The following is a 13,665-nucleotide window of genomic DNA, read 5'->3' on the forward strand; positions in this document are numbered from 1 at the left end:
CATGGCCGCCCACGCGCCCACCGCGCCCCGCCGCCGCTGGGGCTCCACCGTCGCGGGTCTGCTCGTCCTCGCGGTGATGCTGTTCCCGCTGTACTGGATGCTCAACACCGCGCTCCAGCCCGACTCCGGCCTGCTCCAGGTCGACCCGGTGCCCTCGGGACTCGACCTCTCCGGCTTCACCAAGGCCCTCACCGACCAGGGCGGCAACCTGCTGACCTCCCTGCTGGTGTCCGCCGGCGCCGTCGTGATCTGCCTCGCGATCGCCGCGCCCGCCGCCTACGGTCTGGCCCGCTTCGGCCTGCGCGGCTCGCGCACCATGGTGTTCGGCACCCTCATCACGCAGATGGTGCCCGGCATCGTCATCGCCAACGCCCTCTACACCTCCTACGTCGACCTGGGCCTGGTCAACTCGTACGCCGGGCTGATGCTCGCGGACGCCTCGCTCGGCATCCCCTTCTCCATCGTGCTGATGCGCTCCTTCATGGTGTCCGTCCCCGGGGAGGTGATCGAGGCCGCCGAGATCGACGGGGCGGGACCGGTCCGGGTGTTCCTGCGGGTGGTGCTGCCGATGAGCCGCAACGCCCTGATCACCTCGGGTCTGTTCGCCTTCCTGTTCGCGTGGAGCGACTTCATGTTCGCCCTCACCCTGAACACCACGGACGACGTCAAGCCGATCACGCTGGGCATCTACCAGTACATCGGCGCACACGTCGGGGACTGGGGCTCGGTGATGGCCGCGGCCGTGCTCTCCGCCGTGCCCGCCGCGATCCTGCTCGTCCTCGCCCAGAAGTACATCGCTGCCGGCATCACCGGAGGATCGGTCAAGTGACCACCGCGCCCAGGGGCGCCCCGGCCGGTGCGGCGGCCGGCCTGCGCAGCAGGAGCAGCGCCGCGTCGTCGTGCAGCCGGCCGCCCACATGGTCCAGCAGGTCCTCGTGCAGCGCGGCCAGCGTCCGGGCCGGCTCGTCGTACAGGTGCCGGGTGAGCCCCTCGGCCAGGGGGTAGAACGCGCGGTCGGCGTCCCGCGCCTCCGTGACGCCGTCGGTGTAGAGGAGCAGCTGGTCGCCGTCGCCGAAGGGCACCACCTGGAGGCGGGGCGCGTCGTCCGACAGGGCGCGCAGCCCCAGCGGCGGCGCGGGGTGGACGGGCTCGACGGCCGTCACCTCGGCGCCCCGGATCAGCAGCGGGGGAGCGTGACCGCAGTTGACCGTCTCCAGCCGCCCGGGCTCCGGGCAGCCGGCGACCACGGCGGTGACGAAGTCGTCGCCGCCCAGGTTGCGGGCCAGGCTCCGCTCGATCCGGCACACCACGTCCAGCAGGTCCGGCTCGTCGTACGCCGCCTCGCGGAACACGCCGAGCACCAGCGCGGCCGTCCCCACGGCCGGCAGCCCCTTGCCCCGCACATCACCCACGATCATCCGCACTCCGTGCGGGGTGGGGACGAGGGCGTAGAGGTCGCCGCCGATCCGCGCCTCGGCGGCGGCCGCGCTGTAGCGCACCGCCACCTGGAACGGGCCGACCGTGTCCGGGACCGGCTGGAGCAGCGCGTGCTGCGCGGTCTCCGCGACGGAGCGCACGGCGGCCAGCACCCGCTCGCGCCGCGCCCGCAGCGCGCTGGCGAGGGTGCCCGCCAGGGTGACGGCCACCAGGGCGGCCAGCACGACGGTCAGGTGCGCGACGTCCATGTCGTGCCGGTAGGCGATGCCGGCGCCGAGCAGGGAGGCCAGCGCGCCCACGCCCAGCACTCCACGGGGCCGGCTGGTGGCGGCGGCCAGGGCGGGACCCGTGGCGAGCAGCGGCAGCCAGATCCGGCCGGTGCCGGCCGCCATGTCGATGGACACGATGACGCACAGGATCAGCACCGGCAGCGCCGGCGTCTCGGCGACGCAGTGCGCGAACACACGGGTACAGGGTGAGCGGAGGCGCTGGATCCCGCGCGGGTAAGGCCGTATCGGCGAGCGGTCGCGTCCATGCTGACGGGCGTGACTCATGTGCTGCGGGTGTCCTCACCTTTGCGACGTGTCCGAATTGCCTGCTCTTCCAAGAAAAGGTGATGGTGCCCCGCATCACAAGAATGCGGTTTTCATATGGTGAGGGACAGGCCCCGGGTGACCCGGCGGGCGGTCGGCAGCAGCCGGTCGCGGACCTCGTCGAGCCGGTCGAGACGGCTGCGCGGCATGGACACGCCGATGGAGCCCAGGGTGCCGCCGCCGTACACCGGCACCGCCACGCAGACCGTGCCCAGCGCGTACTCCTCCAGGTCCGTCACGGCCGGGGCGAGGGGCGTCGTCTCCAGCCGGCGGATCAGCTCCATGGGCGTGGTGACCGTGTGCGGGGTGAGGTCGTTCAGCGCGTGCCGGGACAGGTACTCCTCGCGGGCCTCGTCGTCCAGCTCCCGCAGCACGGCCTTGCCCAGCGCGGTGGCGTGGCCGGCGTCCTCGAAGCCCACCCACAGGTCGACGCGCGGGGCGCGGGGTCCGTCCACGACCTCGGAGACCCGGATCTCGCCGTCCTCGTAGAAGGTGAGGTAGGCGGCGCTGGACAGTTCGTCCCGCAGCGCGGAGAGGACCGGCCGGACCCGGGTGAGCAGCGCCTGACTCCGGCCGCCGCTGTGCAGGGACTGCAGCCGGTCGCCCAGGACGAAGCCGCCGTCGTCGAGTTTCCGCAGGTAGCCGTCGTGCACCAGGGTGCGCAGCAGATGGTAGGCGGTGCCCAGGGGCAGCCCGGTCTCCCGCGCCAGCCGCTTGGCCGGCGCGCCCGTCTCGTGCGCGCTCGCCGCCTCCAGCAGCCGGAAGGCACGCTGCACGGAGGAGATGAGCGTCGGGCTCGCACCCATGCGTCCAGCCTGCGCCACCTGTCCACCGACGGCAAGGGAATCCCCCGCTCCATTCGGAACAAGGGATTCCGTGAGGGTGGCGGTCACGGGTCCGTCAGGGCGCCGGCACCTCGTCCACGAACGAGGTGCCGGCGGCGCGGTACGCGTCGATCTTCGCCGCGACCTGGGCGGGCGTCAGCACCTGGTCCTTGACGTGCAGGACGTAGTCGACCTGCTGGTGGTAGGCGCGAGGTGTCGTCGACGACTGGCCCTCCAGGTCGATCAGCCACTGGTTGAAGTTGATCGACATCGGCCGCTCCGGCAGGTACGCGACGTCATGGGTGCCGAAGTGGCTGCCGTCGACGTAGTACGTGATGCCGGAGTCGTCGATGGTGACGACCAGGTCGCGCCAGCCGGCGAAGCTCCGCCGGCTCTCGCTGTGCTGGTTGACGGCCTGCCAGGGGTCCGGGGCGTAGGTCTCCCAGGACGTCGTGTACAGGATCGAGGACGGCTCGCCCCAGCCGCCGTTGGGGAGGTACTCGAAGTCGTACTCGGCGTAGTCGTCGGCCATCGGCGCCTTGAGGTCGTTGATGGTGAAGAACGTCTGCACCACCCGGTCGCCGTCCGGGCCGGAGACGGGGGCGTCGGAGAAGCGCACCCGGGCCGCGTAGGTGCCGTACGCGAACTTCATGCTGCGGGTGAGGATCTCGGTGTGCGTGGTGGAGGCGCCGGTGCCCGCGGTGGACGTCTCCAGGTCCATCACCGAGTTCCCGCCCGAGGAGCCGAAGGTCACCTTCGACGGGTCCCAGGTCGCGCCGGGCACCCCGGGTCCGCCCGCGTTGGAGCGGACGCTCCAGCCGTGCGCCGTGAGGTCGGGGTCGGTGTGCGACGCGTAGTCGAAGTCGTCGAACAGCGTCTGGCCGCCCTCGCCGGGCGGGTCGGTCGGGTCGGTGGGGTCGGTCGGGCCGCCGCCCTCGGGTCCGGCGCCCCATACGGTGGCGCCCGCGAGCCGCGCGGTCACCTTGTCCCAGTCGGCGTACGACGTCCGCGCGGCGCCGAAGGAGTAGTCGTCGCTCTGCCGCAGCGTCTGCCAGTCGGTCCGGTGGAACCGCAGTTGCAGGTCCCCGGTGTCGGCGCCCGGCGCGAGCGTTCCGGCGGACGGGGTGAACCCGATCTCCAGATAGCGGTCGGCCGTCGCGGTGGGCTCGGGGAGCGTGCCGAAGGTGCCGGTGACGGCCGCACAGCCGAGGACCGCCCAGGAGCAGGCGAAGCGGTACGCGGTGTCCGGGGCGTCGGCCTTGAAGTAGTAACGGATCTTCACCTGGCTCAGCTGCACCGGCGCGGAACCGGTGTTGCGGACCTTGAACCAGGGCTCGCTCTGGTCGGCGGTGGCCCCGGCGGCGGTCGTGCGGTACTGCACGGCGAGCGGGCCGTCCGCGGCGGTGGCGGCCGGGGCGGGGAGCCCGGTGAGGGCTGCGCCGCCCAGCAGGGCGGTCAGGGCGAGTGCCGCGCGGGCGCGGCGGCCGGTGGGACGAGTACGCATCCGTGGTCCTTTCGCGGTGGGGGTGGCGCACGGGGGTGCGTCCGCGCGGCGGGCGTGGGGGCGCCGCCCGGCGCGGGGCTCGCGGTGACGGACCGGTCCTCGGAACTGACCAGTTGCCCGCCGGTGCCTTACCAGTTGATGTCGAGAGAAGGTGGCATAGACCAATGAGTGCGTCAACCCCACCTGCTGAAAAGCGAGTTGACCGCGCCGCGGGGCGTCACGGTGGTGACCGGACCAGTTAAGGTCGGGGGCGTACCAGTCGCCACGCCCGCCCGCGGCCGACGACGAGGAGAGACCCGTATGGCCATCGATCCCGCCGCCTCGGGTGCGGTGCTCAAGCGTGAACGGGTGCGCGACGCGCTCCTCGAACTCATCGAGGCCCGCCGCCCCGGGGACGCCGTCCCCTCCGAGCGGGCCCTCTGCGCCCGGCTCGGCGTCTCGCGCCCCACCGTGCGGGCGGCGGTCGACGAACTGGTGGTGGCGGGACTGCTGGTGCGCGAGCACGGCCGGGGCATGTTCGTCGCCGCGGAGAAGATCACCCAGGAACTGGTCCCGGAACACGGCGCGTTGGCCGTGCCGCGGGCCAACGGCGTGTGGACCAGCCGCATCCTGGAGTTCCGCACGCTCCCGGCCGGCGCCCGCGTGGGCCGCAGACTGCGCGTGTCACCGGCCGCGGAGGTCCGGTACGCGGCCCGGCTGCGACTGGTGGACGGCGCCCCGATGGCCATCGAGCATCTGCACCTCCCCGCCGCTCTGGTGCCCGGCCTCACCGAGGAGGAGCTCGAACAGGGCGACCTCTACGAGCACTTCCGCGACCGGCACGGGGTGCGGGTCAGCGAGGCCGTGCAGTCCGTCGAGCCGACCGTGGTGACCCGGGCGGAGGCGGAGCTGCTGGACGTGCCCGAGCTGTCGCCGGCCCTCCTCTTCGAGCGCCTCACCACCGACACGGCCGGGCGTCCGGTGGAGTACGTCCACTCCGTCTACCGGGGCGACCGCTACCGCATCGTCTCCCGGCTCGCCCTTGGACCCCCGGCCTCGCGTGCGGACGGGACGGGAGAGGGCCGAGGGGATCACCATCCGGGCTTCCCGCCCGGCGACCTCACCTCCCGCGGCCTGGTCAGCTTCTCGGCGCACGGCGTCGTCCAGCACGACTGATCCACCCCCGGAGCGGCGCGCACAGGCATGCGGAACCATCGCCTCCTCCAATTTCGCTTGAACCGTTGACAGGTCCATACCAGGGCGGGATTCTCTTCCTGAGAGCGCTCTCACAGCAGTTCCCGGCCACTCGTCGAACGGAGAACGACCATGCTGCGCACTCTCAGACGCCGGGTCACCGCCGTGGCGCTGGGCCTCGCCACCGCGCTGGGCGGCGGCTGGCTCGCCGCCGGGGTCCCGTCCCCCGCGCACGCCGCGGTCCCGGCCACCATCCCGCTGACCATCACCAACAACTCGGGCCGCGCCGAACAGATCCACATCTACAACCTCGGCACCGAGCTGTCGTCCGGCCGGCAGGGCTGGGCCGACGCGAGCGGCGCCTTCCACCCCTGGCCCGCGGGCGGCAATCCCCCCACCCCCGCACCCGACGCCTCCATCCCGGGCCCGGCCCCCGGCCGGTCCACCACCATCCAGATCCCCAAGTTCTCCGGCCGCATCTACTTCTCCTACGGCCGCAAGATGGAGTTCCGGCTCACCACCGGCGGCCTGGTGCAGCCCGCCGTGCAGAACCCCACCGACCCCAACCGCGACATCCTCTTCAACTGGTCCGAGTACACGCTCAACGACTCGGGGCTGTGGATCAACAGCACCCAGGTCGACATGTTCTCCGCGCCCTACACGGTGGGCGTGCGGCGCGGCGACGGCACCACACTGAGCACCGGCAAGCTGCGCCCCGGCGGCTACAACGGCGTGTTCAACGCCCTCAGGGGACAGTCCGGCGGCTGGGCGAACCTCATCCAGACCCGGTCCGACGGCACCGTGCTGCGCGCCCTGTCCCCGCTCTACGGGGTGGAGACCGGCGCCCTCCCGGCGTCGGTCATGGACGACTACATCAACCGGGTCTGGAACAAGTACACAGGCACGGACCTGATCGTCACGCCCTTCGCCGACCGTCCCGACGTCCGGTACACCGGCCGGGTCTCGGGCGGCGTCCTGCGGTTCACCGACGGCTCCGGCGCCGTGGTCACCACCTTCCAGAAGCCGGACGCCTCGTCCGTCTTCGGCTGCCACCGCCTCCTCGACGCGCCCAACGACCAGGTGCGCGGCCCCATCTCGCGCACCCTGTGCGCGGGCTTCAACCGCACCACCCTGCTCGCCAACCCCCACCAGCCCGACCGGAGCGCGGCCGGCTTCTACCAGGAGCCGGTCACCAACCACTACGCGCGGATCATCCACGCGCACATGGCCGACGGGAAGGCGTACGGCTTCGCCTTCGACGACGTCGGCCACCACGAGTCGCTCGTACACGACGGCGACCCGCGCGGGGCGTCCCTGACGCTCGACCCGTTCGACTGACCGCGCCCCCGCGCCGTGTCCGACCGGGCCTCCGGCCGGACACGGCGCACCTGACGCCCGTCGGGCACACGTCTCCTGTGTCCCGCGATCACCGCACATTCACGGGCACCATAGGGTGCCACCATGTCTGCCACGTTGAACGCCGGTAAAACGCGCGCCGCGCTGCGCACCTCGGCACGCATCTCGGGGGAACTGCTGCTGGTCCTGGTGGCGACCGGGGTGGCCCTCTGGCTGCTGGGCCGGATGTGGTCGGTGGTCTGGCCCCTCATAGTCGGCCTGCTGCTCACCACGCTCACCTGGCCTCCGACCCGCTGGCTGCTCCGGCGCGGACTGCGCCCCGCGGTCGCCGCCTCCCTGGTGACCGTGCTGTTCCTGCTGGTCGGCGCGGGCACCGTGGCGCTCATCGCGGTGCCCGTCGCGTCGGAGTCCGGTGAACTCGGCGACGGCGTCGTCGAGGGCGTGCAGAAGCTGCGCGAGTGGGCCGAGGGCCCGCCGCTGAACATCGACGACGCCCAGATCACGGGCGCCTTCGACGCCGCGACCGACCGCATCCAGGACAGCGCCGGGTCGATCGCCACCACCGCCGTCACCGGGGTGAGCACCGTCTTCAGCGGTGTCGTCACCGCCGTCCTGGCGCTCTTCCTGATGTTCTTCTTCCTCAAGGACGGGCCGCGTTTCCTGCCGTGGCTGCGCCGCCAGCTCCCCGGCCGGCTCGCCACCGACGTGCCGGTCGTCGCCGCGCGCTGCTGGGACACCCTCGGCGCGTTCGTGCGGTCGCAGGCGCTCGTCGGCCTCATCGACGCCGTGCTGATCGGCCTCGGCCTGTGGGTCCTCGACGTGCCGCTGGTCCTGCCGCTCGCGGTGCTGACCTTCGTGTCCGCGTTCGTGCCCATCGTCGGCGCCCTGTTCGCCGGCCTCGTCGCCGTGCTGATCGCGCTGGTGTCCAACGGGTTCATGGACGCGGTGCTCGTGCTGGTCCTCATCGTGGTCGTGCAGCAGCTCGAGGGCAACGTGTTCCAGCCGATGATCCAGAGCCGCGGCCTCGGTCTGCACGCGGCGGTCATCCTGCTGGCGGTCACGCTGGGCGGCAGCCTGGCCGGCATCGTAGGCAGCCTGCTCGCCGTGCCGGTCGCCGCCCTCGTCGCGGTCGTCTGGAACTACCTGCGCGAACAGCTCACCGACCCGCCGGCGCCACAGCCTCCGGCGCCGGAGCCGTCGGCGCCCCAGCCTCCCCAACCGTCGGCGGCGCAGCCCTCCGCGCCGCAGTCCCCGGCGCCCGACGCCCCCGCCGCCTGACCCACCTCCGCCCTCCGACCTCCAGGAAGCCCCCGTGACGTACGACCTCACCGCACTGCGCGCCGACATCCCCGCGCTGGCCGCCGGCACCGCCCACTTCGACGGCCCCGGCGGCACCCAGACGCCGCGCCCCGTCATCGAGGCGATCGCCGACGCCCTGTCCCGGCCGCTGTCCAACCGGGGCGGCCTGCTCCCCGGCGAGCGCCACGCCGACACCCTCGTCGTCGAGGCGCGCCGCGCCCTGGCCGACCTGCTCGGCGCCGACCCGGCGGGCATCGTCATCGGCCGCAGCGCCACCCAGCTCACCTACGACATCGCCCGCACCCTCGCCGCCGGCTGGTCGGAGGGCGACGAGGTGGTGGTCACCCGGCTCGACCACGACGCCAACATCCGCCCGTGGGTGCAGGCGGCCGAGCGGGCCGGCGTCACCGTCCGCCGCGCCGACTTCGACCCGGCCACCGGGGAGCTCACCGCCGGCCACATCCGCGCCCAGCTCTCCCCGCGCACCCGCCTGGTCGCGGTCACCGCCGCCTCCAACCTCATCGGCACCATGCCCCCGGTCGCCGAGATAGCACGCCTGGTCCACGAGGCGGGCGCCCTGCTGTACGTCGACGGTGTGCACTACACGGCGCACGCGCCGGTCGACGTCCGGGCGCTCGGCGCGGACTTCTTCGTCTGCTCGCCGTACAAGTTCCTCGGCCCGCACCACGGGGTGCTGGCCGCGGCCCCGGAGCTGCTGGAGACCCTGCGCCCGGACAAGCTGCTGCCCTCCTCGGACGCGGTGCCCGAGCGGTTCGAACTGGGCACCCTGCCCTACGAGTTCCTGGCCGGCACCCGCGCGGCCGTCGACGTCCTCGCCGGGCTCGGCGGGCGGACCGACGGCGACCGCCGAGCCCGGCTCGGCGCGGCGTACGAGGCGATCGGGGAGCACGAGGCACGGCTGCGGGCCCGCCTGGAGGAGGGCCTGGCGGCCCTCGACGGGGTGACCGTCCACTCCCGTGCCGCCCGCCGCACCCCCACCCTGCTGCTCACCCTCGACGGCCGCCGCACCGAGGACGCCTACCGCTTCCTCGCCGGACGGAACGTCCACGCCCCCTCCGGCCACTTCTACGCCCTGGAGGCCTCCCGCCACCTGGGCCTCGGCGACACCGGCGGCCTGCGCGTCGGTCTCGCCTGTTACACCTCCGACGAGGACGTCGACCGCCTGCTCGACGGTCTGGCGGCCTTCCTGAAGGAGACCCCATGACCGTCGACGTCCGTCCGGCCTCGGAGTTCGAGGACGTCCGTGCCCTGCTCGGTCCCAAGTCGCCGCAGGCGAACGTCTGCTGGTGCCTGAGCTACCGCATCCCCTCCAAGCTCAACCGCGAGCTGCGAGGCCCCGCCCGCGGCGAGTACGTCGCCGGGCTGCTGCGCTCCGGCGCCCCCCTGGGCGTGCTCGCCCACGAGGACGGCGAGCCCGTCGGCTGGGCCGCCGTCGCCCCGCGCGCGGACACCTCCTTCGTCCGCAATCGCACGATCCCGCACATCGACGACCTGCCGGTGTGGTCCCTGTGGTGCATCCGGGTGCGCCCCGGCCACCGCGGCAAGGGTCTCTCGCACGCCCTGATCGCCGGCGCCGTCGCGTACGCCCGCGCGCAGGGCGCCCTCGCCGTCGAGGCCTACCCCCTCGACAACGGCGACGCCCGCGTCGACCTGACCATGGCCTACCCGGGGCTCCGCAAGAACTTCGAGCAGGCCGGGTTCACCCACGCCGCCGACACCACCTCGGTGCTGGCCGGCCATCCCCGCGTGCTGATGCGGCTCGACCTGCGCTGAGGACACACGCGCACGGCACGGACGGCCCGACCCACGGCTCACGGGCACGGGCTGTCCCGCTCACGCGTACAGCGCGGCGATCTCCTTCGCGTACGCCTCCTGCGCCGCCCTCCGCTTGACCTTCAGCGACGGGGTGAGCAGGCCGTTCTCCTCGGTGAACTCGCCCTCGACGACGGTGAACGCGCGGATGGACTCGGCGCGGGAGACGGCCTCGTTGGCGTAGTCCACCGCCTTCTGCACGTCGGCGCGCATGCGCGGGTCGCGGACCACCTCGGACATCGGGGTGCCGGCGGGCATCCTGCGCACCGACAGCCAGTGGGCCACGGCCTCCGGGTCCAGGGTGATCACCGCGGCCACGAAGGGCCGGTTGTCGCCGACGACGAGGCACTGCCCGACCGGCGGGCGGCTGCGCAGCCGGTCCTCCAGCACGGCGGGGGAGACGTTCTTGCCGCCGGAGGTGACGATGATGTCCTTCTTGCGGCCGGTGATGGTCAGATAGCCGTCCTCGTCGAGGGAGCCGAGGTCCCCGGTGGCGAACCAGCCGTCGCGCAGCACCTCCTCGGTGGCCGCCGGGTCGTTCCGGTACGACCCGAAGACGATGCCGCCCTTGATCAGCACCTCACCGTCGTCGGCGATGCGCACCGCGGTGCCGGGGACCGGCCGGCCGACCGTGCCGGGGCGCGGGGACAGCGGCGGGACGACGGTGGCGGCGGCGGTGGTCTCGGTCAGGCCGTAGCCCTCGTAGATCATGATGCCGGCCGCGTAGAAGAACAGGCTGAGGTCCTTCTCCAGCGGGGAGCCGCCGCTGATGGCGTACCGCAGGCGCCCGCCGAGCTCCTTGCGGACCCTGCGGTAGACCAGCAGGTCGTACAGCGCCCACGCGGCGTACAGGCCGGGGCCGGGGCCCTTGCCGCGGCCCAGGAAGCGGTCGAGGTGCGCCCGCGCGAAGCGGACGGCGACGCGGTGGGCGCGCTCGAAGGACGCGCCGCGGCCGAGCTTCTCGGCGGTGGCCCGCCCGGTGTCGTGGATCTTCTCGAAGAGGTAGGGCACGCCCACCACGAAGGTGGGGCGGAACGACTTGAGCGCGGGCCTCAGTTCGTCCGGCTTGATGCTCGGGAAGTGCCCCGTCTCGATGCGGGCCATCAGACAGGAGATCTGCAGGGTGCGGCCCAGGATGTGGGCGAGCGGCAGGAACAGCAGCGTCGAGGCGACCTGGTCGGTGACCGCCTTGAAGACGGGGTGCAGCAGCTCGACCGTGTTGGCGGACTCGGCGTACAGGTTGCCGTGGGTGAGCACACAGCCCTTGGGGCGTCCCGTGGTGCCGGAGGTGTAGCAGACGGTCGCCACCGTGTCGGCGGTGAGGGCGGTGCGCCGCTTGGTGACCTCCTCGTCCGGGACGCCCCGGCCGCGGGCGACGAGGTCGTCCACGGCGCCCGCGTCCAGCTCCCACACCTCGGGCGCCGGGTCCAGGGCGGCGGTGCCGGCGCGGACCGTGGCGGTGTTGTCCGGGGTCTCCGTGACGACGTACCGGACGCCCGAGTCGCGGACGATCCACTCCACCTGCTCCGCCGAGGAGGTGGGGTACACCGGCACGGTCTGTCCGCCGGCCGCCCAGACCGCGAAGTCCAGGAGCGTCCACTCGTAGCGGGTGCGGGACATCACGGCGACCCGGTCGCCCGGCTCCAGGCCGGCGTCGATCAGGCCCCTGGCCACGGCGGTGACCTCCCCGGCGAAGGTCGCCGCCGTGACCGGGCGCCACACCCCCCGCTCCTCGCGGCGCAGCACGACCGCGTCGGGCGCCTCGTCCGCGTTGGTGAACGGGATGTCGGCGGTCGTGCCGGCGGCGGGGTGCGGGGCCAGGACCTCCGTGCGGACCTCGCGGACGGTCCCGCGTTCGTCCTTGACGGTCTCGACCGTGGTGCGGCCCGCCAGATCGGCCCGTCGTTTCGCCCGTTTCAGATCCTTGCGTACGCCCATGACGGCTCCCGGTCGCGGCTGACTGTCCTGCTGGTGCTCTCCGTACTTACTTACTCGGGAGTCAACTTACCCGCGCGTAAGAACGAGTCAACGGTCCGGGGGCGATCAGTCCAGCCGGTCCGCCGTGCGGATCGCCTCCGCCAGCTCCCGCACCTCCGCGTCCTCGGTCCGCGCGGCCAGCGTCCCGGCGCGCTCGGACAGCTCTTCGAGGCCCGGGGCGCCCGGCAGCGCACTGTCCCGGTGACCGGGGGAGCGCAGCGCGTCGGCGAAGTAGGCCGCGGTCGCGGTCACCGCCAGCCGGGGCCGCGCCCGCCACACCGACTCCGCGAGCCCGTCGGTCTCCAGGTCGCCGGTCTCCTCGTGCGGCGTGCGGCTGTCGGGGTCCAGCCAGCGCACGGTCGCCGTGGCGAGGTGCCCCTGGGCGCCGGGCCGGGTACGCACCGCGTACAGGGCGGTCACGGTGTGGCCGGGGCCGACCTCGCCGCCGTCGACCCGGTCGTTCCGGAAGTCCTCGTCGGCCACCCTGCGGTTGTCGTAGCCGACCAGGCGGAACTCGGCGACCGTCTCCGGGGCGAAGGCCACCTGCGCCTTGGCGTCCCGGGCGGTCAATTCGATGTTGCGGGGCAGTTCCTCGCAGAACACCTCGCGGGCGTCCGCCTCGTCGGACACGTACACGGTGTGGCCGTCGCCCCGGTCGGCGAGCCGCTCCATGAGCGCGTCGCCGTAGTCGCTGCCGACGCCGACGCCGAACAGGGTGATGCCGTGCTCGCGCCGGGACTCCGCGATGCGCTCCAGGATCGCGTCGGCCTCCGTCTCCCCGGTGTTGGCGAGCGCGTCGGACACCAGGACCACCCGGTTGGTGGCGCCCCCGCGCAGCCCCTCCACGGCGGTCTCGTACCCGGTCTCCACCCCGGCGCCGAGGTTGGTGGAGTCGGTCGGCTTCAGGCCGTCGATCGCGTCGTGGATCTCGCCCCGGTTGCCGCCGAGCCGGGTCATCGGCAGCACGGTCTCCGCCTCGTCGCTGAAGGTGACGAGGGCGACCGAGTCGTCGTCGCGCAGCCGGTCGGTCATGGTGCCCAGTGCCTCCTGGGCGAGGTCCAGCCGGCCCGGTTCGCCCATCGAGCCGGAGATGTCGATGACGAACGTGAGGGCGGCGGGCGCGCGTTCGCCGTCCGCCTCGGCCGTCCGGGTGGCGAGCCCGACCCGCACCAGCGACCAGTCCTCCGCGTCGGAGCGGGCGCCGTCCACGGTGACCGTGAATCCGTCGCCGTCGGGGCGCGGGTAGTCCTGCCGGAAGCTGTTGACGAACTCCTCGGGGCGCACGGTCGACGGGTCGGGCAGCCGGCCCTCGTCGAGGGTGCGGCGGGCGTAGCCGTAGGAGGCGGTGTCGACGTCCAGAGCGAACGTCGACAGGTGGTCGGGCTCCGGGGCCACGTCCCGGGATCCCTGCTCGCCCTCCCGCTCACCGCCCTCGTACCGGCCCGTGCCGTCCGGGGCGGGCAGCGGCGCCGTGCCGCCGCTGCCGCCGTCGTAGGAGGCGTCGCTCCTGCTCGCCCCGCTGTCGCCGTCCCCGCTGCATCCGGTGAGCAGCAGCCCGCAGGCCGCGGTGAGCGCGAGCAGCACCCCGGCCGGCCGTCGTGTCCCGTGCCGCTTCATGCTGTGTACCCCCTGTGTCGGTCGACGCCGCTTCAGTGACTGTGACGGCGCG

11 protein-coding genes are annotated in these 13,665 nt (G+C 73.2%); 6 read left to right on the forward strand and 5 right to left on the reverse strand.

Going from position 1 to position 13,665, the window contains the following annotated elements; all coding sequences use genetic code 11:
• Position 1: 1 nt before the first annotated feature.
• Positions 2-829: a carbohydrate ABC transporter permease gene (locus ACP7TJ_RS31185; RefSeq protein ID WP_167741613.1), complete on the forward strand. Its 828-nt coding sequence runs from the start codon at positions 2-4 to the stop codon at positions 827-829.
• Here the strand turns inward: ACP7TJ_RS31185 and ACP7TJ_RS31190 are convergent.
• The 3 genes from ACP7TJ_RS31190 to ACP7TJ_RS31200 all read right to left on the reverse strand — a co-directional run bounded on the left by ACP7TJ_RS31190 (position 822) and on the right by ACP7TJ_RS31200 (position 4,358).
• On the reverse strand, positions 822-1,991 hold the full coding sequence (locus ACP7TJ_RS31190; protein ID WP_427767004.1) for a PP2C family protein-serine/threonine phosphatase: 1,170 nt from the start codon (positions 1,989-1,991) through the stop codon (positions 822-824). The genes ACP7TJ_RS31185 and ACP7TJ_RS31190 overlap by 8 nt on opposite strands.
• 92 nt (positions 1,992-2,083) lie before the next feature.
• The gene (locus ACP7TJ_RS31195) at positions 2,084-2,836 is read right to left on the reverse strand and encodes an IclR family transcriptional regulator (protein WP_401626299.1); all 753 of its coding nucleotides are present in this window, start codon (positions 2,834-2,836) and stop codon (positions 2,084-2,086) included.
• A 94-nt stretch (positions 2,837-2,930) separates the two neighbouring features.
• The gene (locus ACP7TJ_RS31200; protein ID WP_427767008.1) at positions 2,931-4,358 is read right to left on the reverse strand and encodes a cellulose binding domain-containing protein; all 1,428 of its coding nucleotides are present in this window, start codon (positions 4,356-4,358) and stop codon (positions 2,931-2,933) included.
• Positions 4,359-4,658: 300 nt separating this feature from the next.
• Here ACP7TJ_RS31200 and ACP7TJ_RS31205 point away from each other — a divergent pair, with 300 nt between their 5' ends.
• From ACP7TJ_RS31205 to ACP7TJ_RS31225, 5 genes are all read left to right on the forward strand, one after another.
• On the forward strand, positions 4,659-5,513 hold the full coding sequence (locus ACP7TJ_RS31205; protein ID WP_367450051.1) for a GntR family transcriptional regulator: 855 nt from the start codon (positions 4,659-4,661) through the stop codon (positions 5,511-5,513).
• Positions 5,514-5,663: 150 nt separating this feature from the next.
• Positions 5,664-6,869: a glycoside hydrolase family 64 protein gene (locus ACP7TJ_RS31210; protein WP_093768790.1), complete on the forward strand. Its 1,206-nt coding sequence runs from the start codon at positions 5,664-5,666 to the stop codon at positions 6,867-6,869.
• 123 nt (positions 6,870-6,992) lie between these two features.
• Positions 6,993-8,165, forward strand: a complete 1,173-nt coding sequence (locus ACP7TJ_RS31215; protein ID WP_376724451.1) for an AI-2E family transporter — start codon at positions 6,993-6,995, stop codon at positions 8,163-8,165.
• Between the two features lie 34 nt (positions 8,166-8,199).
• Positions 8,200-9,411 (forward strand): cysteine desulfurase-like protein, encoded by a 1,212-nt coding sequence (locus ACP7TJ_RS31220; protein WP_367419583.1) that lies wholly within the window; start codon positions 8,200-8,202, stop codon positions 9,409-9,411.
• Positions 9,408-9,980, forward strand: a complete 573-nt coding sequence (locus ACP7TJ_RS31225; RefSeq protein WP_427767014.1) for a GNAT family N-acetyltransferase — start codon at positions 9,408-9,410, stop codon at positions 9,978-9,980. The genes ACP7TJ_RS31220 and ACP7TJ_RS31225 overlap by 4 nt, the downstream gene beginning before the upstream one ends.
• A gap of 60 nt (positions 9,981-10,040) precedes the next feature.
• On the opposite strand, the gene ACP7TJ_RS31230 is transcribed toward ACP7TJ_RS31225, so the two are convergent.
• Both ACP7TJ_RS31230 and ACP7TJ_RS31235 read right to left on the reverse strand, forming a co-directional pair.
• Positions 10,041-11,957, reverse strand: a complete 1,917-nt coding sequence (locus tag ACP7TJ_RS31230) for an AMP-dependent synthetase/ligase (protein ID WP_427767017.1) — start codon at positions 11,955-11,957, stop codon at positions 10,041-10,043.
• Between the two features lie 105 nt (positions 11,958-12,062).
• Complete coding sequence (locus ACP7TJ_RS31235) at positions 12,063-13,613, reverse strand: YfbK domain-containing protein (RefSeq protein WP_427767020.1); 1,551 nt, start codon at positions 13,611-13,613, stop codon at positions 12,063-12,065.
• Positions 13,614-13,665 lie beyond the last annotated feature (52 nt).

This window comes from Streptomyces sp. DSM 41931 (assembly GCF_050271085.1).
In the GTDB taxonomy this organism is placed as follows: Bacteria; Actinomycetota; Actinomycetes; order Streptomycetales; family Streptomycetaceae; genus Streptomyces; species Streptomyces albogriseolus.